The following is a 25,980-nucleotide window of genomic DNA, read 5'->3' as shown; positions in this document are numbered from 1 at the left end:
TTTCTTAGTGTTTTCCTTTATGCACACTTGATGTCAAATACAAATTCAAGGAAAACAATAAAAAAGGAAAGCAGGTTTGAGCGGCTCTCCTTTAATCGTCAAATATACAATTCATATTATTCAGCTTGAGATATCAATCAAAATAGGTAGGTAAATGTAGATTATTTAAATGACGAAAAGCTAACTTTAGTTGTGACTTTGTATTTCTAGCCATTGATAGAGAGGGCAGTTCATTTTCTGCAAAGAACGCAACAGCGTTAGTTTACCTTCTTCTGCACGTCCTCCAATGATTTCACATTGGATAAACATCTTATAGGCATGGTAGAGAGATGGTGGATGAGGGGGGCACTTCTTATCAAATACACTTATGAGTTTGATTGCTTTTACATTAAATCCCGATTCTGCTTTTGTTTCTTTGATGGTTACTTCACTAGGCGTAAGGTCGATGTCGCCCCAGCCACCTGGTAATGACCAATCACCATCCATCTTTTCTTTAACCATTCATATTTTATTGTCACTAAAAACCACTACCCGAATATCTAATTTTGGGCATAACCCGTCTCATGAGCAAATAAATCGCGTATAACTGTCTTATCAATCTCTGTATGGTGTGCTATACTGTCAACGCTTATTTCTCTAATGATTCAAACCTTTCCAAGTCATAAATATCCTTCGAATAAGTTAGTCCTGCCTGTGCAATTGATTGTATTTGTTTTGCCCACTCAAGCCATTTAGGTTCCACGCTACCAACTGAATCCTCAAAAATCATTGTAGTCAATGACAATTAAATTTACATTATTTGAAAAAAACTGTTTATCCATGTTATAATTCTTAGTGAAGATGTATATAAGTAAATAAGACCATTGGTGCTGGAACACCAATGGTCCTAGTAACAAGACGAATCGCTTCAAAGGCGATTTGCAAAGTGATGAAAGTAAACCATCTCACATGCTGGCGAGGCAGGGGCGGTTTACTTTTTTTGTGTAAAAGTAAATGACAATGCAAGTACAGAAACAATAAGTGTAGAAAGACTTATTGCAACCATTATTGCTTCAAAAATAGTCAAAGGCATCAACTCCTTTCTCTTCAATAAGTTGAATGAGATAGGTTAAAATTGTGCCAACCGCCCATGAAACCTCTATCTAGTTACTCTCTTATTATACCATATTTTGGTCAAAAACGGAGACGCTACATGATTGCCTATAATCATAAAAACAGTTGGGACAGGCTCAACTGTTTTACTATATATTCACTACCTTTTTCGGTTTCATCTTTGCAAGTCGTAATAGATAAATAATAAAGACAACCCCTAGTAAGCCTGCACCTGACAAGTAGACTGAAGCATAGCCTGCCTGCACGGCTACCATTCCTAAAATATAGGAACCTAGTGCGATCCCAAGGTCAAACATCGTAAAATAGGTTGCTGTAGCATAGCCACTTCGCTGTATGGCTGTGGATTGAACGGCTAATGCTTGCAAGCTTGTCGTCACAGCACCATAGCCGAAGCCTACAAAAATAGCAGCACTCAAAAATAATACGGGCCCTTCTACAAAAGCGAGCATAACGAGCCCGATGGCGAAGGAGATAATGCCAGGAATAATAACAAATTGTGGCCCCTTCGTATCATAAAGTTTACCTGTGTACGGACGCGTAATTAACATGGATGCAGCAAACACGGCATAAAAAAGACTGGCCACAGCCATTAAACCCTTTTGCTGTGCATAGACCGATAAAAAGGATAAAACACTGGCATACGAAAAGGCTACTAAACTAGCAATCGCAGCAACAGGTAACGCCTTTCGCTCAAACAAATCATCAAATTTAAAGGTTAGTTTTCCTTCATGTGCAGGTTTCGGTAAATCATCGGTATTGACCGTTAACGCTAGAATTCCTCCTGCTAGAATACAGATACTCATAACGATGAACAATACGTTAAAGGTACTATATTGTATTAATAATAGTCCGATAAATGGACCAATAACGACAGCTAGATTTGTAGACATCGTGAAATAGCCAAGGCCTGCCCCTTTTCGTTTAGCTGGAACGATATCAGCCGCTAAAGATCCTGCAGCTGTTGTAATAATACTAAAGAAAATCCCTTGTATAAAACGTAGACCAAGTAAAAGTCCGAATGGATGAATAAATAAATATAAGACGGTACATATAAAATAGCCCACGATTGAGAGGACCAACAGTTTTTTCTTACCGAATACATCCAACAGTTTTCCTGAAAACGGGCGTACAATGATTGCTGACAATAAAAAACCAGACAATAGAAGCCCTGCCTCCTTATCTGTCTGATGTAGCTCCCCTATTGCGTAAAGCGGCAAAGTCGTTACAAGTCCATAAAATACAAAAAAAACTGAGATATTCGTTAAAAATAGACTAATGAAACGCTTCGTCCATATTTGTGTATTCTCTTCTTGCTGCATGTCCATCAACCTTTCATTTTTTCCAATAGCTTTAGAAATTGCTCTTGTTCCTCAGCAGTTAAAGATCCTACCATTTCCTCCTCAAACGCTCGAATAGTTGCTGTAATGGCTGGTAGGCGCTCCTCTGCTTGTGTGGATAAAGTCACTATCTTTTCTCGTTTATCCTCACCATCTAATCGTTGTACCCAGCCCAATGCCTCAAGCCTTGTAATCGCTCTTGTGATACTTGGCGCTTCCACATTTAAATATTTCCAAATTTGCGTCAATGTCATCGGTCCATTTTTATGTAAGCAATATAAAATGGTCCACTGAGAACTATATAAATGATGCTGCTTCAGCACTTCATTTAAGCAATTAGTTAAATAGCGATTTTTTTGGAATAAAGCATGGAAAATTGGATTCATCACTATCTACCTCCTAAAATTATTTACCTAGCTAAATAAATACTATACGCTTCATTTTTTTCTTTGTAAAGGAAGTAATTTGGAAAGATGGCTCGATCAGCAGCAGGAAATTTTTTTCATGTGTCGAATAAAAGTTAATAAACTTTCAATGTAAAGGAGATGGAATCATGGGGAAAAAGGTTTTAATACTTGCAGGAGATGCCGTAGAGGCTTTAGAGATTTTTTATCCTTATTATCGTTGTCTTGAGGCAGGCTATGATGTCACAATTGCAGCACCATCCGCTAAGAAATTACAAACTGTACTACACGATTTTGTAGATGGCGTCGATACATACATCGAGCGACCTGCCTATGGCTTAGAGGCACATGCTTCTTTTGCTGATGTTGATCCAACCCATTTTGATGGATTGATTATTCCTGGTGGTCGTGCGCCAGAATATATTCGTTTAAATGAGCATGTGCCACCACTCGTGTCCCATTTTTTCGAAATGAATAAACCGATTGCAGCCGTTTGCCACGCAGCACAAATTTTCGCAACGATTCCTGAAGTGCTAAAAGGACGTGAGCTGACAGCCTATATTGCTTGCAAGCCAGAGGTGCAAGTGGCTGGCGCTACTTATATTGATGCCAATCTTCATACAGATGGCAATTTAGTAAGTGGACATGCATGGCCTGATTTACCAGGCTTGATGCGTGCGTTTATTCAAAAGCTTGAAGGTTAAATGAATGAGGATGCCTTTTCTGGGCATCCTTTTTTTCATGATGTGCTTTCTTGTAATTCAATTTTTTCTACCTTTTGTGTTGCACTTTGATAACTAATTCTTACATAGACACCAAATTCCTTATCAGGTTGCTTGAGCCAAAGCTTAAACTTTTCAATTGTTGACGCCCCGTGTACTTCTTTACCCTCATGCAAATAATCGATAATTTTGGCTGATGGATATTTTGCCTTTACCTCTTTGATGGCCAGTTGTCCCCATTTGGCATAGGCTGGTGTTTCTTGTTGTGCATTTGCGACCATTGCTGTTTGTATGAACACAGTAAGACAAGCAAAAACAATCCAAAGTAAATATAACTTCCTCACTTGAATCACTCCTTTAAAAAAATAAGCGCTCCAAAAAATTTTGGAGCAGCTTGTCTTTATTGCTTTGGCTGTTGAGGGTTATTATGAATGACTTGGTTAAACTCGGCTGAGTACTCCTCACGATCATTCTTTTTATGAGTATCTTCCTTCTTTTTCTTTTTAAAGCTTGTTTTTCTCTTTTTTGCCATGATTTGTACCTCCGTTATTTCGTTTTATTGGACTGCTGGTTTTTATCATGATTCGTTTTATTGTTTTTATTTTTAGCTTTCGCATCAAATTCTGCTGCGAATTCTTCGTTTAGGTTGTCATTCGGATTGTTATTATTGCTATTACTTCGATCAAGATCTTTGCTTTTGTAGGTACCAAAAGGATTATGCGTTCGCATATTCATGGTTTTACTGTTATTTCGATTATTACGTTTGCCCACGTAACATCACCTCCTGCACATAATTTGTTCAAATAGAGGCGTTACTATGTAGATCAGTTTCTTCGCTAATTGTAAAAAAATGAACATGACTAATGTGCATTAGTCATGTTCATTCTTATTTCGTCCCTAGACAATTGTATATTCTGTAATGTTTAGCAATGCTCCAACAGCACCTGAAAAACCATGATCGTTAATAAAAACAGGTGTATGCTTCTTAGTGCGTGTATAATTTGCAATCACACGGGCAAGATGAGCATTATTGCTGAGAGTTGATCCAATATAGACAATATGTTGAGCCTTTTTTTCTTCCGCATATTGAATGCTAAGTGTTGTAATAACTTCGCCTACTAGACCCTGAACCGTCGCTATAATATCCTCTGCTGGATGTTTCATGGACCGTGTAATGCCTACTTTTCCAAAATTACTTGCAGTTAAATGACCATCAATAGGTGTATCCATTCCCTGATAAATGTCCTTAACTAATAAATCAATACTCTCACGATGGCCATTGTCAGCCATTTCTCGTATTTCATTGTAATCTGTAATCCCTGTTGTAAGCGCTGACAATCCAATTAATGTCCCACCACCAACGCCTGTCCCGCCAACGCGAATATGGGTATTGCCCTCCATGTAATGAATGGAAGTACCTGTCCCAATATTGGTAATCATGCTGCGCTCAAAAAAGTAGCCTTCTTTATTTAATAAAAATCGGACACCCTTTAATGTTGCTTCAAATTCCACTATATAATGAATCGATTTCATTGTTTTAATGACATCAAGTAATTGCTCTGTACGTCCCCCCGTAACACCAATATCCTCAATATCTGGATGATCAATAATCCATTTTTTTACAGACTGTAAATCATTAGACGGAAAGGTTGTTAAAACAAGTTCATTGTGTTGATCTAAATAAGCAACCTTTGTCAATGTGCCGCCTGCATCAATACCTATAGCCTTTGGCATACAATTCTCCTTTGTTTTTATTACGCAACTTTGTCATGTAATGATTGCAGTTTACGCGATGATTAAGGCAACTATTAAAGTACATGCCCTCTTTGGTACGAAGGATTTTGCAAGGAGTTTTTTTGTGTGCCAAAATCCTGACCAATTAATTTGTTCGTACAAAAGCAAAACGCTTAGTACAATCCCCCAAATTGTGTAATGACATTTTCGCCCTTTCTAAACTTTAACGCTGTTGAAATGATTGTGCAATAACTTCGTAAACTTTCATGAAAAAATCATGGAAAATATCAAATTTTTTCTAATGGATAGCTGAATTTTATATTGCAATTCGAAAGCTTTATCATCATTCTACTAAAAAAATAAAGCTTTGTTAAAGCATAATGCTGTTTTTGAAATTTAACGAATATTCAAAAGCGGAACACGAAGATTTATATAGACAGATTCCAGAAGAACGCTCATTAGTGCTTAAATGAGGAGTATAACCATGCAAGGCGTTTAGGTAGAAAAACGTGGCTTTTAAAAAATGGAAGCATCCGAATCTCAGGTTCCACTATTTAGCCTTGAAAAATGCAAAAAAAGTGAAAATGCACTGCTTGAACAGGCACTTTCACTTTCCTAAAACGATTAATTAGCGTGCTGAATAGCCACCATCAATGACAAGCTCAGCACCTGTAATGTAAGAAGCTTCATCAGATGCTAAAAATAAAATAGCATTAGCTACTTCTTCTGGTTGACCAAGGCGTCCCATTGGTGTCGCTCTTACTAACATATCCATTGCTTCTTTTGCTTCTGATAATTTAGCAGTCATTGGTGTTTCAATGACACCAGGGAATACTGTATTAACACGAACATTGAAAGCACCAAGCTCTGATGCCGCTGCACGAGCAATCGCTCGTAATGATCCTTTAGAAGCTGTATAGGCATTAAAGCCCGCACCAATAATCGCTGTGTAAGAGGATGTATTAACGATAGAGCCTTTTCCAGCTTCTTTCATATAGTTAGAGGCATGTTTAATGCCCAAGAAAGGTCCAAAAGCATTGATATTATGCATGATTGACCAATCCGCTTGTGTAATTTGATCTGGTCCTTTTTCTGATGAAATACCAGCATTGTTAATTAAAATATCAATGCGACCATATTTCTCCACAATGGCTTTCGTCACTTCTGCCCAGTTTTCGTCAGAGGAAACATCTAATTTCATCCCCTCTACATGGTCAAGCTCAGAAATTTTTGCTAGGTTATCTTCATTAATATCAGCTGCAATTACCGTAGCACCCTCTTGGGCAAACAATTTCGCCATTGCTGCACCCATACCAGATGCGCCACCAGTAATCATCGCAATTTTGTTATCTAAACGTCCCATTTTTCTAAACTTCCTCTCTTTTGTAATGTGGTTTAACTTATACTTTCGTCCACAATGAAAGTATAAGTTTAAATAGTTTACTATTAAACTATATCACTTTTAGGAAACGTTTTCAAAGAATATCTCTCTAAATATGAACAATCTGTTTTATCTTTCCCTATTTTTACGATACGATATACTATAGATGTGGAACCATTTGAACGGAGGAATACAAGTGAACGAGCAAAAAAGACTTTACAAAGAAGCGATGCAGGTTTTGAAAGATACAAGCCGCACGTTTTATATACCTATTACATTTTTAAAAAATGATTTAAAGATATCAGTGGCTGCAGCCTATTTAGCAATGCGTGCCATTGATGAAATTGAAGACCATGAAGAACTTTCTAATGATGTCAAATTTGATTTACTGTCAGCAATGAGTGAATTACTTAAGGACAATTTCAATAACGAAGCCTATCAGTCATTACTCGCACCTTATGCAGAGCAATTACCTGAAGTCTCCCTTCGTTTAGCAGATTGGCTGACATTTTGTCCTGAGGAATCCAGAAAAATTGTACAGGCTTCCACAAGTGAAATGGCTTTTGGGATGGCAAAATGGGCAAAGGCGAATTGGCAGGTCCGCACACGTGAGGATTTAGACGATTATACATACTACGTGGCTGGGCTTGTAGGGACGATGCTGTCTGAGCTTTGGGCATGGGGTGCAGGCGTTCAAACAGATCGCGAGCTAGCAATAGGCTACGGCCGTGGATTGCAGGCTGTCAACATCTTACGTAATCAGCATGAGGATTTAGATGAACGTGGTGTAAGTTTCGTACCAGAGGGATGGACACGTGAGGATTTATTTGCGTATGCAGAGGAAAATTTAACCAAAGCAGATTTATATATGAAGGATATCAATAAACGTACTATTCTGCTGTTCTGTCGCCTACCACTTGCCTTAGCTCACAAAACACTAAAGGCAATGCAAGAAGGACGAGAAAAAATGACTCGTGCCGAGGTAGAGCAAACTGTTGAAGAGGTACAGGCAGACTAACATGAAAAGCCCCAGTAAACGATTACTGGGGCTTTTCTTATTTATATCGCATCAATAAATCTTACAATTAATTCATAGCTGAAATAGATAGATAACATCGATAACAACATCAGTACGACACCTTCTACCTTGCTACCCGTTTTCGTTGTAAGGGGAAAACGAATTGAGACAGTCGCAGGGAAAAATAGTTTAACCCCTTTTTTTGTACACATATCAAGTATGATATGACTAGCCATTCCGATAATTATTCCAATAGATATGGCTCGATAAGGAATCAACATATGTAATAACACCATCATGCTTATTAAAAATAACAAACTATGTGTAAAGGAACGATGTCCAAATACTGTATTCACTAGCTTCGCGATGAGGGGAAATGTCCGACCTATTTTACTACCTCTATGACAAATATCTGGAAGTAACGCACCAATAACCCCCGCACCAACTAAGACAAGTGGGTTATCATTTGAAAACTGTGCAAAGGCAAGACTTGCTGTAATGCCCCCAACGATATGGGTATTCCCTTGCATAAATTACTTCCACTCCTTTTCTCTTATTTTTCCTTCTTAATGTAACATAATTCGACACAAAAAGGAACATACATTCCGAACGTACGCTCGAAACTTTTTTCCTCTCTGATTGTATAGCTAGTTAAATTATGGATAAACATAGTGATGGAGGTTAAATATGAGAGCGTATAAAGGGATACTTTTTATTTTCAGCATTTTGTGTGGTAGTGCTTTGCTTTGGTATTTTAGCAAACCTATGGCACCTATCCATCCGTTGAACACACTAAGTCATGTCATTGGAGGCTTAGCCATAACGTGTTTATTTCTTGTATTCTTATTAGCTACAAGAATAAAAATGTTGGAGCGTTGGTTTAGTGGTCTTGAGCATGTCTATTTTTATCATAAATTACTAGCAATCCTTTCACTTGTATTGATTCTTATTCACGGGCAATTACAAAAAATGATTCCTGATGAAGAGATAACACAACAAACGCCACTCAACGAATTCGCAAAAGATCTTGGCGAGCTGGCTCAATACGGCTTTATCTTTCTAATCATTCTTGCCTTTATTGCAAAATTTCTGAAGTACGAGCATTGGCGCTGGCTTCATCGATTATTACTTGTGCCCTATACATTGGGTATTTACCATGCTTATTTTTCTAGCCACTATGATTTATTACAGCCCTCAGCTTTAGGGATTTTTACAGCATTAACAACTACGATTGGATTTATGTCAGCTCTTTATATGCTGACAATGTATCAGGATATGTTCTTTCCCTATAAAGGTCAGATTTCATCCATTCAAAGGCTGACCCCTGAGATATTGGAAATTAAGTTGAAGCTTACAAAACAGCTGGATTATCGACCAGGACAATTTCTTTTTCTGAAAGTCTTTCAAGAGGGTATTGAAAAAGCACCACATCCCTTCTCTATTTCTGGGGGATGTGGACAACAAATCAATCTTACGATGAAAGCTATTGGAGACTATACTAAAGAGGTCTACAACCTTATTCAAGTCCATACAGAGGTTGCTGTAGATGGCCCCTATGGTCATTTTGACTTCGGCAACGGGAATGCACAGCAGCTATGGATTGCAGGTGGTATGGGCATCACCCCATTTCTTGCCTATTTACACACGAAGCCTGATAAGAAAATTGACTTATATTATTCTTTTCACGGGCAAGACAATGTCATCTACAAAGATTTTTTAGAGGATTATGCACAAGCAAACGACCATTTTACTGTCACGTTTATAGATACAACACAGCGAAACAGACTCTCTGTTGATGAGTTATCCATCTCTCCACAAACTAGTATTTATATATGTGGACCCGAAAAAATGATCAAGCATTTCAAATCGGCTGCACCTAAGAAAAATGTACAGTGGGAAGCTTTTTCATTTAGATCTTAAAAAGGTGTACACCTAAATCTAGATGTACACCTTACCATTAAATCGTGAATTTAGTTGCTTCTTCTTGCAAATTTTGAGCAAGTTGTGCTAACTGCTCAGAGGCTATGGACATCTCATTCATCGTTGATGCCTGCTCCTCCGTGATGGCTGATACATTTAATGTATGATCATTTGTTGCAAGTGCCTGTTTGCTAATTGCCTGTACTTTTTTGGTTACTGCCTGCAACTTTTCAAAAGCATCAGATGTCGTTTTGCTTGTCTTTTGCATGGTGTTTTGGAGACCTTCAATTGCACTGGCAATTGTATCGAAGGTCGTGCCTGCTTGTTGAACAGAACCAATGCCTTGATGGGCTATTTTTCGACTTTGCTCCATCATCTCTACCGCGTCATTCATTTGTTCCTGAATCGTCTGCACAACCTTTGCAATATCTAACGAAGCACGGCTAGTTTGTTCGGCAAGTGCTTTGACCTCTCCTGCAACAACGGCAAAGCCTTTCCCTGCTTCCCCTGCTCGTGCTGCCTCAATGGCAGCATTAAGTGATAGTAAATTGGTTTGGTCTGTAATAGCTGAAATGAGCTGACTCATCTGCTCTATTTGAAGCGAATGCTCCTTCAAGCCATTCACCAGATTGGCACTACTGTCAACCTGTGCATGTAGGTGGACAATATCATTCACGAAACCATGTATTTTTTGTGATCCGCCAGTAGCAAGTTCAGAGGTTTTTTGCGATTGTTGGACTGCTTCATGTAAATCGTCCATGGCGGTCTTCATATCCCCACCTAGTTGTGTTGTTACACCCTCTAACTCCCCACTCACCTGTTGTTGCGAACTCGTATTTTCTGCCACCTCTTGCATAGAAATCGCAACTTCTGTAACAGTTTTATTGACCTCCTGCACACTTGCCGTTAATTCCTCTGCAGTAGAAGCAACTGTCTCGGTTTCAGCTACAATGCGCTGCATCATTGAACCTAATGCTTCCACAGAGTCATTATAATACTGCGCCATTTCACCAAATTCATCCTTTGTATGAACGGCCATTTGTTGCGTTAAATCACCCGTAGCAAGATAGCCTAAATGCGTATTCATCGTTTTCACTTCCCCACGGATGTAACGAGCAAGGAAATAAATACTAATTGCGATAAGTAAAATTAGAACGACACTGATCACGATTTGCTGTTGGAGCATGGCCTGTATTTCGCCGTAAAGCTCAGTTGTCGGAACCAGTAAAACTAATTTCCACGGCATATCTTGTATTTGCATAAATTGTAAGGTAAAATCACTACCCTCACTGCTTGTATGTATTAACTTTTTTTGATCAGAAATCTGCTCCACAGGCATGTTCAACAACTGCTGGATCGTTTCTTTATTCACTTTATTTACATCAGGGTGCGTTAAAATTTTTCCACTATCATCAATTAAAAATGCATAACCACTCTCACGAATTTTCACGTCAGAAACAATGGATTGAATTGAATCTAATACATAATCTCCTGTAATAACGCCAATGGGCGTAGAATCTTTGACTATTTGTGTACCAAATGAGATAAACATTTCCCCCAGAGCTTCATCAAAATAAGGTGCTGTATGAACTACCTTATTAGATTGGATACTATTGCGATACCATTCTTGCTCGTGAAAATGATAGGCAGGATCTTCATAAGCATCCGTGGAGACAATTTTTTCTTCTTCCTTATAGACATACGGCCCAAAAATTTGTCCATTTGCCATATCCTTCTCTAGCCATAATCCCATACCATACGTTTCCTTATTGAAAGGCAATAGCTGCTGTACGTAGCGAATAAATTGCTCTCTGGTCATCATACTGTCAGCCGATTCTATTGTTGTCTTTGCACTATTTATGAGCTGAATGTGTGCATGCAGTTTGCCCTCAACGGAACCTGCAACGTCATCTGCTAGTATAGACATTTCATTTTCAATAGAGCTTTCAAGTTCATTGGATACGTTCAAATAGTTAAGGAAGGTCATACCACCTAAAAAAACAGTAATGACAGGAATAAGCATTGCGATTTTTGCCATAATATTTAAATTTCCTAATAGCTTTTTCATTCACCTTCACTCCATATCTATTATTATTGCTCTATTCAATCTCTAGTATAAATGGATTATACCAACAAAAATATGTTTTTTTTGTAACTTTTAAATCCTAGATTCAAGACTCTTTAATTCGAGCAATTTACTTGGAAAATGAATTCATTTATCGTATAGTAAAAAACGCATCATACCATGAAGGAGACAAAATAATGACAGTGACAAAAAGTTCTTTAACTAAAGTTATGCATGAGCGTAAATCCGTTCGTAAATACGATGAAAACTTTAAAATCCCGCAGCAACAATTAGAAGAATTACTTGTAGAAGCAACGTCTGCTCCATCGTCTAGTAACCTACAGCCTTGGCGCTTCTTAGTAATTCAGGATGAAGCGGTCAAAAAAGAGCTACGTGCTATTGCCAATAACCAAGAACAAGTAGAAACTTCCTCAGCAATTATTGCCGTTTTAGGTGATACAAAAATGTACGAAAATGCCGAGGCTGTCTATACAAAGAACTTCGATCTTGGCTATATCAATGAGGCAACAAAAGAGTTAATGATTAACAACTCGATCAATCTATATTCTCAACTTCCCCAAGAAGTGTTAAAAAATATCGTTACATTTGATGCTGGTCTAATTTCCATGCAAATCATGCTACTAGCTAAAGACATGGGCTATGATACAGTGCCAATGGGTGGATTTAATAAAGAAGCCTTTGCTCAACGCTTTGAATTAGCTGACCATATCGTCCCAGTTATTTTAATTGCGATTGGTAAGGCAGCCGCACCTGCTTACAATTCTTCCCGCATTGAACTTGAGCACATCGCCAAATTCATTTAATACACGTGAAAATAGTCATCTTACAATGTAGTTAAGATGGCTATTTTTATTTTTTGTGGCATTTCTTGTGCATCTACCATCATAGGATAGTAATGTTTTTCTATGTACTTTTTGAAATGAATAAAACGGAAAATGATTCTCAAAAACTAGCATAATAATGTTTCCAAGGATATTTTTTGCATTTTTATCATAAGGCACTCAAAAAATCATCATTAAAGTCTTAAATAACCAACTACATTCTAGTACATTTGTGCGATTTCTACTAAATATTACATCTAAATTGTTGTAGCTTAAACACTTGAGGATTGTTATGATTAGGAGGTATTTTCATATGAAGGGAGGTTTTTCTGATGAATTATGACTATAATGATTCTTATTATTACTCAGATTTAGATGCAGCCATGGGTGGTTTATTTTTTATCTTTATACTAGCCGGCCTTGCTATTGGTTTAATTGCCTACATTATTAGTGCACTTATTTATTTTATGACATCTAAAACAAATGGTTTTGGAGATGTAGCCTATATTGCTTGGATTCCCATTATTAATGTATATAGTCTCTTCCTGCTGACAGCTGGTGGGGATACTCGAGAAACAATACGTGCAACAGCTTTAAAAAATACGCTTATTTATGCGGGCTTGATCATTGTTTCGTTTATTCCATTTATCGGTATTCTGACTTCTTTAGGAGCGGCAGGCTTTACACTCTATTTCACGTATCGCCTATTCTACCGCTGGTGTGGTGAAACAGGTAAGGCTGTATTATACACAATCTTAATGGTAATAACAGGTGGATTGTTCTTTGCCATCTACGGCTTAATGCGCATGAACAGACCTTTCGTTGCTTAATTGTTTTAAAACCTCTTTATGCCACAGGCTAAAGAGGTTTTTTACGTAATTTCACAGAGTAATGGTGCATTGATTTAGGAATTCCCTTTAACTCAAAGACCCCACTATATACTAAATAGCGAATTCTATATTCTAAAAAGAAGATATTTGGGGGAGCATCCATGCTTGTTAATAGCTCAGAGATAAATACACCTGTTTGTATAAAATCAGTATCCCCCTGCTCCTTATGACGTTGTCCAATCGTTGACATAATCAAATTATCATAATAACTCTCTTGGACTGCTTGAATTTGTTGATGTAGCCATAGACGACAAACATCCTTTGTCTGTGCTAAACTTTCCCACTGCTGCTGAAAAAATAGACGCTCCTTCGCGGACAATCGCTTTACATCATACATTTCCATGTTCCATTGGTGGTTTATAGCCCGTTGTTCACCTGTGTTGATAAGAACAACTTCATTGGTTTTATCACGTAATAAATAAAGAAGAAATCTAAGGCCACACTGTTCTTCTCCATTGGACCCACACCAAATGTAAATCGGCAGGTTGCTTGGAATATCCTGTATCTCTCTGATTGTGTTCATCAATTTATTCTGATTTACAAAATCATCCATTCCATCATTAATATTTTCTCTTAGCCACTTATCACGGAATGCCTGTCCTCTTTTTTCATCGAGTTTCCACAATGGTCCAATCGACAAATCCTCTGGAAACCCGATCACATATTTCGGTGGAACAAGTGCCGCTCGTAATGAGCCTGCTGCAGATTCCGAGCAAACAATATGTACCACTTGTGCTGAAGTAGTAGTTATGACCTGTTGAATATAATCATTAATAATTTCTACCAAATGATAGAGCTCTTCCTGCCCCATAAAGAGAGACCACCCCTGCTGAGGTATGCTTTGTTCATGATGAAATGCTGTAACAGATTCAGATGGCTCAAGCTCATACCTCTGCCATTCCCCCTTCTTCATCACATCTGCTACTGTGATATACTCTAAAGCTTGAATTCTATATACTAGCACCTGGTTTGTGTCGTAGAAGAAATAGATAAATGGATAATGCATGGATGTTTCCATTCGCACTGCCTCCTTTTTAAAAATTGTACCACAATGACAATCTCTTCCATCATTTTTCAAAAAAGTAGTTAGCTAGCACCATAAATATGCTATTATTATAGTTAGAAAATTTTGAATTTATAGCAAAGGGGATTGATGAATATGCATGAAAATATTTTAAGACATCCGGGGCCAACACCCATTCCAAAAAAGGTACAGCTTGCGATGAATCAGAATATTTTTAGTCATCGTAGTCAGGAATTTGTAGAATTATACCGAGAAACAATTGAATTAGTAAAGCCTGTTTTCGGTACGACACAGGACATCTTACTATTACCTTCAGGTGGGACAGCTGCGCTTGAAGCTGCGGCTGTTAATACGGTATCTGCTGGTGAAGAGGTTGTTGTCATCACAGTTGGAGCTTTTGGCGACTATTTCGTTTCGATCTGTGAGCAATATGGCTTCCATGTACATAAGCTTGAAAAAGAATGGGGACAAGCTTGCACAGCCGAAGAACTACGAGCATTTTTACAGCCATTACAAAGTATTAAAGCCGTTTTTGTTACGTACAATGAAACATCCACAGGTATTTTAAACCCAGTTGCCGAACTAGCAAAAGTCATCCATGAAGAAACAAATGCCCTTGTGATCGTTGATGGTGTAAGCTGTATTGGTGGCGCTCCTGCTGAAATGGATGCTTGGGGCATTGATATTCTCGTGACAGGCTCTCAAAAAGCGATGATGCTCCCACCTGGACTCTCTCTTGTTAGCGTAAGCGAAAGAGCTTGGGGAGTCATTGAAGAAAATCAAACACCTGCTTATTATTTAAATCTTCAAAGCTATCGTAGCTGGGCGGAAAAGGGCATGACACCTAATACCCCTGCTATCACACTGATTTACGGACTGCATGAGGTGTGTAAGTTAATTGAACAGGAAGGTGGCTTTACGCAAACAGTTGCCCGCCATAACCTTATGAAAAACATGGTGCGAAATGCAATGCAAGCATTACACATTGAGCTATTAACTGAAGATCAATACGCTTCTCCAACTATTACAGCAATTAAAACACCTCAAGGAATTGATCTTGGTGAATTTTTGGCGCACCTTAAGCAACACTATCATTTAGATTTCGCAGGCGGACTAGGTCATCTGCAGGGTAAAATTTTTAGATTCGGCCATATGGGCTATTGTTTCCCAAGTGACATTTTACAAGCCGTTTCCCTACTTGAGGCTGCCTTACAAGATTTCTCCTATGATTTCGATCCAGGAGCAGGCGTACTTGCAGCACAAGAAGTATACTTAGCCGCACAACGTAAAGCACTACAACGTTAAACAGCAAAAACAGGTGGAGAAAAATGCCCCCACCTGTTTTTTAATTTGATTTTGTTTCTACTAAGCTTGAAGTTGCGTTGCGCGTTTGTAGACGCTAATCTGAGCGGGTTGCTTCACTTTTCGAGCGCTTAAGACCCCTGTTTGAGCGGGTCCTTACATTTTGTGAGCGCTTTGGACTCCTATTTGAGCGGGTCTACACATTTTGTGAGCGCTTTGGACTCCTACTTGAGCGGGTCCACATATTTTGCGAGCGCTTTGGGCTCCTACTTGAGCGGATCCACACATTTTGTGAGCACTTCGGACTCCTACTTGAGCAGGTCTACACATTTTGTGAGCACTTCGGACTCCTACTTGAGCAGGTCTACACATTTTGTGAGCGCTTTGGACTCCTACTTGAGCGGGTCCATACATGTTGTGAGCGTTTTGGTCCTACATGAGAGTGGCATCTCACTCACTATTCGAATGCTTTACTCCATGCTCAAGTGGGATATAACTAATAGAGGTCAAGCTTCCATCCAAACATAGCTTCACACCGACTTTAATTAAATTCCTTGACCTTTGCTAAATAAGCAGCTCGCATTGTAGGTGGGACCATGCTACCGCCAGTTGCCCATACGAGATGTGTGGCTTGTGGTAGATGGTTTACTAATGCGTGCCTTTCTAGATAGGATTGACCTTGTTGCAATAAACGAATGGCTCCATACATTCCTGCGTGTGCAGATGGCTCTAAAAATAAACCTTCACTTTCCATCGCTAATCCTAGAGATGTAAACAGCTCTTCATCTGATACTGTATAGCAACCACTTATATACGTCTCCATCACTTTTCCTACAAATTTGGAGGCGCGACCAACGGCTAACCCATCCGCTTCTGTTCGATTGTCAAGGCCGATATCTTCTACACTAATTGTGTCATGTAAGCCTGTCATCAGTCCGATCGTCATACAAGGAGAAGCGACAGGTTCTGCAAAGAAAATATGCACATGCTCTCCGTAAATTTCTTTTAATCCATAGGCAACACCACCTGGTCCTCCACCTACGCCACATGGTAAATAGACGAACAATGGATGTGCTTCATCTACTGTAATATTCGTCCTTTCGAGCTGTTCCTTTAAACGCTTGGCAGCTACGGCATAGCCAGCAAATAAATCCTTTGAATTTTCATCATCAATAAAATGACACTTTGGATCTCGCTCAGCTTCCTGTCGCCCCCGCTCAACAGCTACACTGTAATCAGCTTCATATTCAATCACTGTAGCACCCTTTTCACGGAGTAAGGCTTTTTTCCATTCCTTGGCATCACTCGACATATGTACAACGACATTAAAGCCGAGCTTCTTGCCCATAATGCCGATACTTAATCCTAAATTCCCCGTAGAGCCTACTGCAATCGTATATTGTTGGAAGAACGACTGGAATTCCTCTGTTGCTAAAATTGCATAATTATCTACTTCTTTAAGTCTTCCACTTGCCAAAGCTAGCCTTTCCGCATGTTTTAATACCTCATAAATTCCTCCACGTGCTTTGATCGAGCCAGAGATCGGTAATGCATGATCACATTTTAAAAGCAATTGGCCGGGAATCGCCACACCATATGCTTGTTCAATAGCACTTTTCATTGAAGGAATTTCCTTGATCGTTGATTCAATTAAACCATCACTTTCTAGAAGCTCTGGAAATGCTACTTTTAAATAAGAAGAAAAACGTTGTAATGTTGCTTCCGCATCATCCACTTCAGCCATAGTAAAGAGCGTTGTTCCAGGATTTTTCATCCAATTTGTATTTTCCCACAATACAGTAGCCTTTTTTGCTAGTTCGTTTAACTGCGGATATTGTTCGAATAGTTCGTGTTTATGTTCATTTTTCACCTGTAGATTCCTCCAGTTTATAGGCTAAAATTGCTCGTTCACAAATTTGTCGAAATTTCATTTCAAACGAAATATTGTTTTCTTGTGTTCTTTTTTTAGGTCCCTTTGTTCGTCCACCTGCCCTTCTAATTTTTTGACCAACATGACGCATATCGAGCAAACGTTCGATGTTTTCATTAGACATTTCTCGTCCATTTTGATCAATCGGATACCCCCCTCGTGCTAAAACCATGGCTGCTAATCCGTAATCCTGTGTAATAACAATATCGTGTTTTGAAAGCGCGTTCACTAGCGTAAAATCAACCGAATCTGGACCTTTGGGTACAATAATTGTTATTACATTATCACGTTCAACACGATGTGATGTATCGCAAAACAAGATAGTTTCTATCTCAAACTCAGATGATATAGATAGCGCCAAATCCACTACTGGACAGGCATCAGCGTCTATAAGAACCTTCACAATAAGGCATCATTCCTTTCTCATAATCAGATGAATCACTTAGAACTAAATTATTTAAATATAATTTTAAAACAACCTCTCTTGCTCAATTTTTCACAAACTTTAAAAGTATTTTATTGAATAGTTTGAAAAATAGATATACGATACACCTATCAACTAAATGGGGGTTTTATTTATGACAATTACAACTGTTAGCAATGAACAATTAGCAAAAGAATACGTAGATGGCGTATTTGAGCAACTTAAACAACAGAATAGTCATCAAGCGGAATTTTTACAAGCAGCTGAAGAAATTTTCATCTCATTAGTACCTGTATTCGCGCAACATCCTGAATATATTAAGGCCAATATTTTATCTCGTATTGTGGAGCCAGATCGTATTATTTCTTTCCGTGTAGCATGGCAAGATGATAACAATCAAGTACAAGTGAATCGTGGCTATCGTGTACAATACAGCAATGTCATGGGCCCATATAAAGGCGGTCTTCGCTTCCACCCTTCTGTCAACGAATCCATCATTAAGTTCCTAGGCTTTGAGCAAATCTTTAAAAATGCTTTAACAGGGCAACCTATTGGTGGTGGTAAAGGTGGTTCAAACTTTGATCCGAAAGGAAAATCAGATTCAGAAATTATGCGTTTCTGCCAAGCATTCATGACTGAATTATACCGTCATATTGGTCCAGATGTCGATGTTCCTGCTGGTGATATTGGCGTAGGTGCTCGTGAAGTAGGTTATTTATGGGGCCAATATAAGCGTTTAACAAAAGCAAATGAATCAGGTGTATTAACTGGTAAGACTCCTGGCTACGGTGGCTCTTTAGCACGTAAGGAAGCAACTGGTTACGGTACTGTTTACTTTGTGAACGAAATGCTAAAGGATGCAAATGACTCATTCGAAGGAAAAACAGTGGTTGTTTCTGGATCTGGTAATGTATCTACGTATGCCATTGAAAAAGCGCAACAGTATGGTGCCAAAGTGGTTGCTTGCTCAGACTCTTCAGGCTATATCTATGACCCAGAGGGCTTAGATTTAGATGCCATCAAAGAAATTAAAGAAGTAAAAGGTGACCGTATCTCAACTTACGTTAATTACCGACCAAATGCTACTTTTACAGAAGGTTGTACAGGAATTTGGACGATTCCTTGTGATATTGCCCTACCGTGTGCTACGCAAAATGAAATTAACGGTGAATCAGCTCGTACATTAATTTCGAATGGCGTGAAAGCAATCGGTGAAGGTGCTAATATGCCATCAGACCTTGAAGCAATCAATGAATTCCTAGAGGCAGGCGTATTATTTGGTCCAGCAAAAGCAGCGAATGCTGGGGGAGTTGCGGTATCTGCTCTTGAAATGGCACAAGATTCTAGCCGCGTATTTTGGTCATTTGAAGAAGTAGATGCGAAACTTCATCAAATTATGAAAAATATTTATACAGACAGCAAAGCAGCAGCAGAAAAATATGGCTTCCCAGGTAACCTAGTAGTTGGTGCAAACATTGCTGGCTTTATCAAAGTAGCAGATGGAATGCTTACTGAAGGTGTCTATTAATAACATTCTATTTTCAATGTTTCCTAGGATTTGATTTCGGAATATTCTTAATTTCAACCAAGGTGATAACGAACATTCGTTATCACCTTATTTTTTATTTATAATCCAGTTATAAAACATTAAAATAAACGTTTTAAACGAACATTTTTATCATTAAATATTTAAAACATTCGTGTTATAATTTTAGAGTACTATGAAAAATATTGGAGGGTTTTTTGTGGAATTATTGTATACAGGTAAAACAAAAAATGTGTTTAAATTAGAAGATGGTCATTATTTATTAAAATTTAAAGACGATGTTACAGGAGAAAACGGCGTGTTTGATCCAGGTGCAAATACTGTTGGTTTAACAATTGATGGGGCTGGCTTGGCTGGTTTACGTTTAACTTCTTATTTTTATTCAAAATTAAACGAACAAGGAGTTCCTACTCATTTCGTTGATGCTAACTTTGAAGATGCAACAATGACAGTAAAACCGGCAACTGTTTTCGGTAATGGCTTAGAAGTGATTTGCCGCTTTAAGGCAGTTGGTTCATTCCTACGCCGTTATGGTGCCTATGTAAAGGAAGGACAAGATTTAGACTCCTTTGTAGAAGTAACAATCAAAGATGATGATCGTTTAGATCCTCCAATTTCTGAAGATGCTTTAGCGATGTTAAACCTGTTAACTCATGAAGAATACGCCATTTTAAAACAACGTACAATTGAAATTTCCAAATTTGTAGCGGCAGAGCTTGCTAAAAAAGGCTTAACGCTTTATGACATTAAATTAGAATTCGGCCGCGATGCGAAAACGAATGAAATTTTATTAATCGATGAAATTTCAGGCGGTAATATGCGTGCTTACAAAGGTGATCAATATATTGAGCCGTTAGAACTTGAGAAAATTATGTTAGCTGAATAATAGAAACAACCTTAAAAAGAGTCGACAATTACGACTCTTTTTTTATGTGTGGGCTTATTTTTATTTTCCATGAAACTTTTCTTTACTTCACTCGTATATTAACTATATGTAACAAGCAATTATTCTATTATTTTGGAGGTAGTTTGATGGAAAACTTGAATGAGACATCGAAAGAAGAAAGGTCAAAACTAAATCCATTTTTATCAGTTTGGATGCATCCAAAGCAAACGACTCGTTATATGATTAATGAAAAATCTATCGGCTTTGCAATTTTGGTTTTGTCTATTGGTTATATTGGCTCTCTTATGTCTGGATTAATTGATTCAGAATTTCTCCCTGATTTTTCGCCATGGCTTTTAGTCCTATTATGTGTCATTTTTGCTCCAATCGCAGGTGTGATTGGCACAGCTATTTCTGCACTCATCTCTTGGCTATTCGGGAAATTATTTAAAGGTACTGGGACTTACTCGGACTTATTTAAGGGGTTAAGCTTAACAGCAATCCCATATATCGTACTGATTCCACTTTATATTATTTGGTTAATGACTTCACCCGATTCATTATTGGATCCTAATTTTATGGGTTCATTACCGTGGATTTTTTGGCCAACTATTTTAGTAAGCATCATTGTGACGATTTGGTCATTTGTTATTTCTGTAGGTGTAGTCGCTGAAGCACACCAAATTTCGAACTGGATGGCTTTCTTCACCATCTTTATTCCAGCCATTATTATCTTCATCGTATTATTTGTTCTTTTCTTTGTCATACTCATCGGAATTATTGGTGTTGGCATGGTCTAAAAACTTGAGATAAGGCCTTTGTTAACTTGATACAGCATAATAATAAAAGCAGATAGAGAAAAAGCCTGAAACTTTTCTCTATCTGCTTTTTTAATTTTATTAGACAGAAAGTGCTGTACTTTGCTGGAATAGCTCAGATACGCCAGATTCAACAGCTGCCCCACTTACTGCGCGTGAGACGATAGCCACTACGCGTTCGTCCAAAGACTTAGGAACAATATATTCTTCCTTTAGTTCCTTATCACTCACAAGGGAGGCAATCGCTTCTACAGCAGCTAGCTTCATTGACTCATTAATATCCGTAGCACGCACATCTAAAGCTCCACGGAAAATACCAGGGAATGCGAGAACATTATTAATCTGATTTGGATAATCAGAACGTCCCGTTCCCATCACACGTACCCCCCATGCTTTGGCATTTTCATACGTAATTTCAGGATTTGGATTAGCTAAGGCAAAGACAACTGGATTTTCATTCATGGACGCAATATGTGCCTCCGTTAATAGATTGGCTACAGAAACTCCAATAAAGACATCTGCACCTGTTAGTGCATCCTCTAGTGTACCATGTTGCTTCTCTGGATTCGTCAAATGAGCAACCGCTTCTTTAATCGGGTTCATCCCCTCTGTACGACCCTCATAAATAATACCTTTTGTATCGCACATATAAATATTCTTATAGCCCATTTGCACAAGTATACGTAAGATTGCAATGCCTGCAGCACCAGCACCATTAATCACAACCTTCATCGTTGCTACATCCTTTTTCACAATACGATTGGCATTAATCATCGCTGCTCCTACAACAATCGCTGTTCCATGCTGATCATCATGAAAAACTGGAATATCACATTCTTGACGTAGGCGATCCTCAATTTCAAAGCATCTTGGTGCTGAAATATCCTCTAAGTTTACCGCACCAAATGTCGGGGCAAGCGCCTTCACAATGCTGACGATTTCATCCGTATTTTTTGTATCTAAGCATATTGGAAAAGCATCAACATTGGCAAAACGCTTTAGTAAAATCGCCTTCCCTTCCATTACAGGTAAGGCAGCTTTCGGGCCGATATCTCCTAACCCTAAAACTGCTGTCCCATCAGATACAACAGCTACCATATTCCCCTTCATTGTATAGTCGTACACAAGCGAAGGATTTTTCTCAATTTCCACACATGGCGCTGCTACCCCTGGTGAATAAGCTAAGCTAAGATCATAGGAATCTTGTACAGGTACTTTTGAGCTCACCTCTAATTTCCCACTATAGTGTGCATGCATTTCTAATGCCTTTTTCATTACGTCCATTCTATCCCATCCTTTTCCCTTTGGTTTTTTATTATATTTCAGAATCATAATACTTTGTGAAAATATAGTCAACGAATTTTCTGTCAATTTATTTTTAACTTCAATAGTTCAATGTTTAATGACTTTCATTACATTTTTCTGTCAAATTAAACGTTTCACAATCAATTATTTTAAGATAATTAATGCAATTGTTAACACATTATAAAGTGTACACATAGAGCCATTTAGCCTGTTCAACTTTTCACATAGTATTTTTCTTATGTAAATGAGAATTTTTTCACAAACTTTTGTAAGCGCATCCATTGCCCTGATTGACTTCGTCACAATTTATTCACATTTTTTCACAAAGTTTTTTATTATACAGATCAAAGTATTTGTGAAATTCTTAACAAGCCAAAAAAAGAGCCCTATATATAGGACTCTTCGGTAAAATGATTAATAAAGGCCGTAATGATATGCTTGGAAGACCATTGCTCTCCCGAAACTTTTGTAATCGGATAATCACGAGGAAAAATTGTTTTGGTGATTTCTTCAACAGAGTAACCTTGCATAAATAATTGTTTCACTTTTCCTTGCATGTCTTCCAAATAAGCAATTTTTTCTTGTATTTTCGTTCGACCATCCTCTATAAAGCCTGCATGACAGCAATAGACGACATCGAAATCATAGTTTACTATTTTCCTCAAAGACGCCAGGGTATGGACAATATTTTCTTCATCAAGCACAACCTTCGTCTTTGGCTGGATAAACAAATCTCCTGTAAACATAGCGCCTGTTTCTCGATTGTAAAAAGAAAGGTGATCTGCTGTATGTCCAGGTGTTTCAATGACATCCCATGTTGCTGCGTTCGTTTGTAATGTTTGACCAAATGGTTGGGCAACAAACGCTGGTCGTTCCCCCCACAATGCCTGACGATAGAGTGGATATTCTCCATCCTCAGCACAAAGATTGACTGAATCACGATGAATATAAATAGGTACATTCTTATGATGTTGAATCCACGCTGCATTTCCAGCATGATCCTCATGTGAATGTGTTAATGCCAATTGCTCTATCGGTATATCCTTAAAAAAGGTTTGAAATTCCTGCGACAGTGAGTAGGAACCTGTATCAATCAGTAACCCATCCACAAAAAAGCTGTACACACTCATACCAACCCCCTGAACCGCAACTTTCCCATGCGCACATTGTACACCGCGATGCTGCTGAATCTCGATACTTTTCTCCCGTTTAAACATCCTGCTCCCCCTTTGCCCCTTGTACAAAAAGTGTAGCATAAAATGAATGGTGAGTCATTTTTGTAAGTAGGTAACAACAAAGGATTTGCTTTTTACATGTTTACGAAGTGCTAACACATGAAGAAATAACCGTAAATTTACAGCCAATAAAAGCAATGCGCCCAGGAACAATAATCCCATCTGCCAATCACTTGTAACATTCATCAATAGTGTCCAACTAATAATGACGGCAAAGGATATCGCTATATATTTTTTCATCACTCTTGTAGTTGTACCCTGTACATCGTGTTTTTGTTCAATGCATAATAAAATTTTTCCAAATTCCATTATAATCAGCAATTCAATTCCTTGAATTAAAACCGTACTCCAATAAAAGAGAAGATGGAAAGAAAAGATGGTACTCATCAAGGTTATCATCAGAGCGCAGGCCATATATGTTTTGATAGGTGCCTTTTCTTTATAGAACGAAAGACTTTTTAAATAGGCCCCATAAACAAGGATATCTTGTACAAGATTAGCGTATTTAAAAACATTTAAATAGATCAATTGAAAAAAGAGCGCCACTGCTAACCATTGTAAAAGTTTTACCTGTTGTGTAGATTCACTCATTGTTTTCACGCACCTTTTTCACCAAATTTGTCGTAAAATACGCTTGTGAATATAATCTTTTAGTTAAATAACCATCCGGGCCACTAAAACCTATGGATGTATTGATATCTAAGGGGGCTTCCTTCAATTGAATAGTTATCTCCAAGCGTTGACCTTTCGTCACTGAAAAAGGAAAATCACTTGCTGTGTAACGCTGATCGTTTAATCTCCATTCTTTCAATAGTATCTTACCCTCTAATGCAGCGGGAACATAAAATGCATCAAAAATAGCATCCTGTTGAAGGATAAATGAAATGATTTGTTCCGAATCATGTTGTGACTGACTATAGCTATTATTCATGATCTGTTTTTCATCAATGAAGATTTCCCTCGTAAAATGAATTGGGGCAGGCAATTTCATCCCGTCATTTAGTAAAAGATAAACAGTCTCACTTGCCATCACTTTTTTCATCGTGTTTAAATCAAGCTGAAAAAAAGCTAATCGAACATTTTGATAGAGTAAATCTTGCGAAGTATCGAATGGATAATAAAAACCATTTACTAAATTCTCTTGCTCCATTTGATCGTATACTATTGGTAATTGCACATCTTCTGCCTGCAAATATTTCACATATCGATGGTCATACTTGTTTGTAATATAGCGTATCTCTAAAGCATTCTGTGAGCTATCCGTAACTTCAATTATTGTAGGCACCACAACTGGTTTTCTTAATTGATGTTGTAAAAAAATCGTACTGTTACCGATCAGTAGAATCGAAACTATGGCAACACCAATTGTCTTTTTCTGATTAAGCTTTTTTCTAGAGATGAATAGTATGATGAATACGCATAAAATAGCCAAAATCCAATACATCGGCGGAGGTAAATTATCTAATTGTGACATTAACGCACTAGCCCGAGCATTATCTAAGTGCTGTTCACCCTTCATTAATGCCACAAATCCACCCGCCGCAAGTGTTACAGCAATCTTGGGCACCCAGCTCTTAGTTTTGTACTGCTCTTTTTTTGCTTGTTCAATGCCTTGTTGACTACGCTGATGTAACGATTCTGGAATGTCTATTAGATCCATCTGCTTTTTTAGATCGTTCACCCTTCCCCCTCCTGTTCCAGTGCCTGCTTTAATTTATAAAATGGTTTTGGTCGTCCCTAATTTCCGCTGCAATACTTAAGCCACCTGAGGCAATGTATAATCATGATAGAATCTCAATAAAGCTTCATTATCATATCCTCCAACACCCACCTCTCAGGAAGTTCTTCAGGGATTAAATTCTATCCACTACTTTCAAAGGGCTATCCTTCATTTTTTCATTCTTATCCACCACTTTGAGCAGGTTTCCGCTACATGAAATTTTATCAGTCACTTTTAACGTTCTATCCTCCACTTTTTCTTCCTTATCCGCCAATCTGAAGAGGTTATCCGCTACATTAAATTCTAACCTCTACTTTACGCTATATCCACCGCACTATATAAAAAAACGCCCACCGAAGTGAGC

25 protein-coding genes and 1 pseudogene are annotated in these 25,980 nt (G+C 38.2%); 9 read left to right on the top strand and 17 right to left on the bottom strand.

The window, feature by feature from the left end:
* Positions 1-133 precede the first annotated feature (133 nt).
* From HCH28_RS09460 to HCH28_RS09450, 3 genes and pseudogenes are all read right to left on the bottom strand, one after another.
* A pseudogene (locus tag HCH28_RS09460) lies at positions 134-742 on the bottom strand (NUDIX hydrolase).
* Between the two features lie 499 nt (positions 743-1,241).
* On the bottom strand, positions 1,242-2,432 hold the full coding sequence (locus HCH28_RS09455; RefSeq protein WP_370635370.1) for an MFS transporter: 1,191 nt from the start codon (positions 2,430-2,432) through the stop codon (positions 1,242-1,244).
* Positions 2,433-2,437: 5 nt separating this feature from the next.
* Complete coding sequence (locus HCH28_RS09450) at positions 2,438-2,836, bottom strand: MarR family winged helix-turn-helix transcriptional regulator (protein WP_004269373.1); 399 nt, start codon at positions 2,834-2,836, stop codon at positions 2,438-2,440.
* A 167-nt stretch (positions 2,837-3,003) separates the two neighbouring features.
* Here HCH28_RS09450 and HCH28_RS09445 point away from each other — a divergent pair, with 167 nt between their 5' ends.
* A complete protein-coding gene (locus HCH28_RS09445; protein ID WP_221680728.1) occupies positions 3,004-3,558 on the top strand; it encodes a DJ-1/PfpI family protein in 555 nt (184 codons plus the stop codon).
* Between the two features lie 35 nt (positions 3,559-3,593).
* Here the strand turns inward: HCH28_RS09445 and HCH28_RS09440 are convergent, their stop codons facing one another.
* The 5 genes from HCH28_RS09440 to HCH28_RS09425 all read right to left on the bottom strand — a co-directional run bounded on the left by HCH28_RS09440 (position 3,594) and on the right by HCH28_RS09425 (position 6,673).
* The gene (locus HCH28_RS09440) at positions 3,594-3,920 is read right to left on the bottom strand and encodes a DUF3889 domain-containing protein (RefSeq protein ID WP_221680727.1); all 327 of its coding nucleotides are present in this window, start codon (positions 3,918-3,920) and stop codon (positions 3,594-3,596) included.
* A gap of 56 nt (positions 3,921-3,976) precedes the next feature.
* The gene (locus HCH28_RS25000) at positions 3,977-4,108 is read right to left on the bottom strand and encodes a hypothetical protein (protein ID WP_004269370.1); all 132 of its coding nucleotides are present in this window, start codon (positions 4,106-4,108) and stop codon (positions 3,977-3,979) included.
* Between the two features lie 14 nt (positions 4,109-4,122).
* On the bottom strand, positions 4,123-4,347 hold the full coding sequence (locus HCH28_RS09435; protein ID WP_004269369.1) for a hypothetical protein: 225 nt from the start codon (positions 4,345-4,347) through the stop codon (positions 4,123-4,125).
* Between the two features lie 126 nt (positions 4,348-4,473).
* On the bottom strand, positions 4,474-5,310 hold the full coding sequence (gene coaW / locus HCH28_RS09430) for a type II pantothenate kinase (RefSeq protein WP_131519759.1): 837 nt from the start codon (positions 5,308-5,310) through the stop codon (positions 4,474-4,476).
* Positions 5,311-5,938: 628 nt separating this feature from the next.
* The gene (locus tag HCH28_RS09425) at positions 5,939-6,673 is read right to left on the bottom strand and encodes an SDR family NAD(P)-dependent oxidoreductase (RefSeq protein WP_004269367.1); all 735 of its coding nucleotides are present in this window, start codon (positions 6,671-6,673) and stop codon (positions 5,939-5,941) included.
* A 214-nt stretch (positions 6,674-6,887) separates the two neighbouring features.
* Between HCH28_RS09425 and HCH28_RS09420 the strand changes: the two genes are divergently transcribed.
* Positions 6,888-7,709, top strand: a complete 822-nt coding sequence (locus HCH28_RS09420) for a squalene/phytoene synthase family protein (RefSeq protein ID WP_221680726.1) — start codon at positions 6,888-6,890, stop codon at positions 7,707-7,709.
* A gap of 41 nt (positions 7,710-7,750) precedes the next feature.
* On the opposite strand, the gene HCH28_RS09415 is transcribed toward HCH28_RS09420, so the two are convergent.
* Entirely contained in the window at positions 7,751-8,239 is a 489-nt protein-coding gene (locus tag HCH28_RS09415; RefSeq protein ID WP_004269365.1) for a metal-dependent hydrolase, read from the bottom strand.
* A 157-nt stretch (positions 8,240-8,396) separates the two neighbouring features.
* On the opposite strand from HCH28_RS09415, the gene HCH28_RS09410 reads away from it, so the two are divergent.
* Positions 8,397-9,629, top strand: a complete 1,233-nt coding sequence (locus HCH28_RS09410) for a ferredoxin reductase family protein (protein WP_221680725.1) — start codon at positions 8,397-8,399, stop codon at positions 9,627-9,629.
* A 37-nt stretch (positions 9,630-9,666) separates the two neighbouring features.
* On the opposite strand, the gene HCH28_RS09405 is transcribed toward HCH28_RS09410, so the two are convergent.
* Positions 9,667-11,697, bottom strand: a complete 2,031-nt coding sequence (locus HCH28_RS09405; protein ID WP_221680724.1) for a methyl-accepting chemotaxis protein — start codon at positions 11,695-11,697, stop codon at positions 9,667-9,669.
* 194 nt (positions 11,698-11,891) lie between these two features.
* Here HCH28_RS09405 and HCH28_RS09400 point away from each other — a divergent pair, with 194 nt between their 5' ends.
* Both HCH28_RS09400 and HCH28_RS09395 read left to right on the top strand, forming a co-directional pair.
* A complete protein-coding gene (locus tag HCH28_RS09400) occupies positions 11,892-12,518 on the top strand; it encodes a nitroreductase family protein (RefSeq protein WP_221680723.1) in 627 nt (208 codons plus the stop codon).
* A 350-nt stretch (positions 12,519-12,868) separates the two neighbouring features.
* Positions 12,869-13,366: a hypothetical protein gene (locus tag HCH28_RS09395; protein WP_221680722.1), complete on the top strand. Its 498-nt coding sequence runs from the start codon at positions 12,869-12,871 to the stop codon at positions 13,364-13,366.
* Between the two features lie 28 nt (positions 13,367-13,394).
* Here the strand turns inward: HCH28_RS09395 and HCH28_RS09390 are convergent, their stop codons facing one another.
* Complete coding sequence (locus HCH28_RS09390; protein WP_221680721.1) at positions 13,395-14,444, bottom strand: DUF1835 domain-containing protein; 1,050 nt, start codon at positions 14,442-14,444, stop codon at positions 13,395-13,397.
* 141 nt (positions 14,445-14,585) lie between these two features.
* Here HCH28_RS09390 and HCH28_RS09385 point away from each other — a divergent pair, with 141 nt between their 5' ends.
* A complete protein-coding gene (locus HCH28_RS09385) occupies positions 14,586-15,755 on the top strand; it encodes a pyridoxal-phosphate-dependent aminotransferase family protein (RefSeq protein WP_221680720.1) in 1,170 nt (389 codons plus the stop codon).
* A gap of 538 nt (positions 15,756-16,293) precedes the next feature.
* On the opposite strand, the gene HCH28_RS09380 is transcribed toward HCH28_RS09385, so the two are convergent.
* Entirely contained in the window at positions 16,294-17,622 is a 1,329-nt protein-coding gene (locus tag HCH28_RS09380) for a D-serine ammonia-lyase (RefSeq protein ID WP_221680719.1), read from the bottom strand.
* Positions 17,612-18,085 carry a YaiI/YqxD family protein gene (locus HCH28_RS09375; RefSeq protein WP_221680718.1) on the bottom strand — a complete coding sequence of 158 codons (474 nt, stop codon included), beginning with the start codon at positions 18,083-18,085 and terminating at the stop codon, positions 17,612-17,614. Before HCH28_RS09375 ends, HCH28_RS09380 begins: the two co-directional genes overlap by 11 nt.
* Before the next feature lie 175 nt (positions 18,086-18,260).
* Here HCH28_RS09375 and gdhA point away from each other — a divergent pair, with 175 nt between their 5' ends.
* From gdhA to HCH28_RS09360, 3 genes are all read left to right on the top strand, one after another.
* Complete coding sequence (gdhA, locus tag HCH28_RS09370) at positions 18,261-19,634, top strand: NADP-specific glutamate dehydrogenase (RefSeq protein ID WP_004269356.1); 1,374 nt, start codon at positions 18,261-18,263, stop codon at positions 19,632-19,634.
* Positions 19,635-19,851: 217 nt separating this feature from the next.
* Complete coding sequence (locus HCH28_RS09365; protein ID WP_004269355.1) at positions 19,852-20,538, top strand: phosphoribosylaminoimidazolesuccinocarboxamide synthase; 687 nt, start codon at positions 19,852-19,854, stop codon at positions 20,536-20,538.
* 146 nt (positions 20,539-20,684) lie between these two features.
* A complete protein-coding gene (locus tag HCH28_RS09360; protein WP_221680717.1) occupies positions 20,685-21,338 on the top strand; it encodes a Yip1 family protein in 654 nt (217 codons plus the stop codon).
* A gap of 99 nt (positions 21,339-21,437) precedes the next feature.
* On the opposite strand, the gene HCH28_RS09355 is transcribed toward HCH28_RS09360, so the two are convergent.
* The 4 genes from HCH28_RS09355 to HCH28_RS24995 all read right to left on the bottom strand — a co-directional run bounded on the left by HCH28_RS09355 (position 21,438) and on the right by HCH28_RS24995 (position 25,577).
* A complete protein-coding gene (locus HCH28_RS09355) occupies positions 21,438-22,640 on the bottom strand; it encodes an NAD(P)-dependent malic enzyme (protein ID WP_004269353.1) in 1,203 nt (400 codons plus the stop codon).
* 407 nt (positions 22,641-23,047) lie between these two features.
* A complete protein-coding gene (locus tag HCH28_RS09350) occupies positions 23,048-23,878 on the bottom strand; it encodes an MBL fold metallo-hydrolase (RefSeq protein WP_221680716.1) in 831 nt (276 codons plus the stop codon).
* A gap of 54 nt (positions 23,879-23,932) precedes the next feature.
* Positions 23,933-24,487: a hypothetical protein gene (locus HCH28_RS09345; RefSeq protein ID WP_221680715.1), complete on the bottom strand. Its 555-nt coding sequence runs from the start codon at positions 24,485-24,487 to the stop codon at positions 23,933-23,935.
* Positions 24,480-25,577, bottom strand: coding sequence for a hypothetical protein (locus tag HCH28_RS24995; protein WP_255601007.1), 1,098 nt, complete (start codon positions 25,575-25,577; stop codon positions 24,480-24,482). The genes HCH28_RS09345 and HCH28_RS24995 overlap by 8 nt, the downstream gene beginning before the upstream one ends.
* Positions 25,578-25,980: the final 403 nt, after the last annotated feature.

The sequence above is a fragment of the Lysinibacillus sp. K60 genome (assembly GCF_019731275.1).
Taxonomy (GTDB): Bacteria; Bacillota; Bacilli; order Bacillales_A; family Planococcaceae; genus Lysinibacillus; species Lysinibacillus capsici.
Note: the sequence above shows the minus strand (reverse complement) of the source record. Positions and strands in the feature narration are given on the sequence as shown.

Coding starts and splice junctions, on each gene's coding strand:
- HCH28_RS09455 (WP_370635370.1), bottom strand. CDS start 2,432: ATGCAGCAAGAAGAGAATACACAAATATGGACGAAGCGTTTCATTAGT.
- HCH28_RS09450 (WP_004269373.1), bottom strand. CDS start 2,836: ATGAATCCAATTTTCCATGCTTTATTCCAAAAAAATCGCTATTTAACT.
- HCH28_RS09445 (WP_221680728.1), top strand. CDS start 3,004: ATGGGGAAAAAGGTTTTAATACTTGCAGGAGATGCCGTAGAGGCTTTA.
- HCH28_RS25000 (WP_004269370.1), bottom strand. CDS start 4,108: ATGGCAAAAAAGAGAAAAACAAGCTTTAAAAAGAAAAAGAAGGAAGAT.
- coaW (WP_131519759.1), bottom strand. CDS start 5,310: ATGCCAAAGGCTATAGGTATTGATGCAGGCGGCACATTGACAAAGGTT.
- HCH28_RS09425 (WP_004269367.1), bottom strand. CDS start 6,673: ATGGGACGTTTAGATAACAAAATTGCGATGATTACTGGTGGCGCATCT.
- HCH28_RS09415 (WP_004269365.1), bottom strand. CDS start 8,239: ATGCAAGGGAATACCCATATCGTTGGGGGCATTACAGCAAGTCTTGCC.
- HCH28_RS09410 (WP_221680725.1), top strand. CDS start 8,397: ATGAGAGCGTATAAAGGGATACTTTTTATTTTCAGCATTTTGTGTGGT.
- HCH28_RS09405 (WP_221680724.1), bottom strand. CDS start 11,697: ATGAAAAAGCTATTAGGAAATTTAAATATTATGGCAAAAATCGCAATG.
- HCH28_RS09400 (WP_221680723.1), top strand. CDS start 11,892: ATGACAGTGACAAAAAGTTCTTTAACTAAAGTTATGCATGAGCGTAAA.
- HCH28_RS09395 (WP_221680722.1), top strand. CDS start 12,869: ATGAATTATGACTATAATGATTCTTATTATTACTCAGATTTAGATGCA.
- HCH28_RS09390 (WP_221680721.1), bottom strand. CDS start 14,444: ATGGAAACATCCATGCATTATCCATTTATCTATTTCTTCTACGACACA.
- HCH28_RS09385 (WP_221680720.1), top strand. CDS start 14,586: ATGCATGAAAATATTTTAAGACATCCGGGGCCAACACCCATTCCAAAA.
- gdhA (WP_004269356.1), top strand. CDS start 18,261: ATGACAATTACAACTGTTAGCAATGAACAATTAGCAAAAGAATACGTA.
- HCH28_RS09360 (WP_221680717.1), top strand. CDS start 20,685: ATGGAAAACTTGAATGAGACATCGAAAGAAGAAAGGTCAAAACTAAAT.
- HCH28_RS09355 (WP_004269353.1), bottom strand. CDS start 22,640: ATGGACGTAATGAAAAAGGCATTAGAAATGCATGCACACTATAGTGGG.
- HCH28_RS09350 (WP_221680716.1), bottom strand. CDS start 23,878: ATGTTTAAACGGGAGAAAAGTATCGAGATTCAGCAGCATCGCGGTGTA.
- HCH28_RS09345 (WP_221680715.1), bottom strand. CDS start 24,487: ATGAGTGAATCTACACAACAGGTAAAACTTTTACAATGGTTAGCAGTG.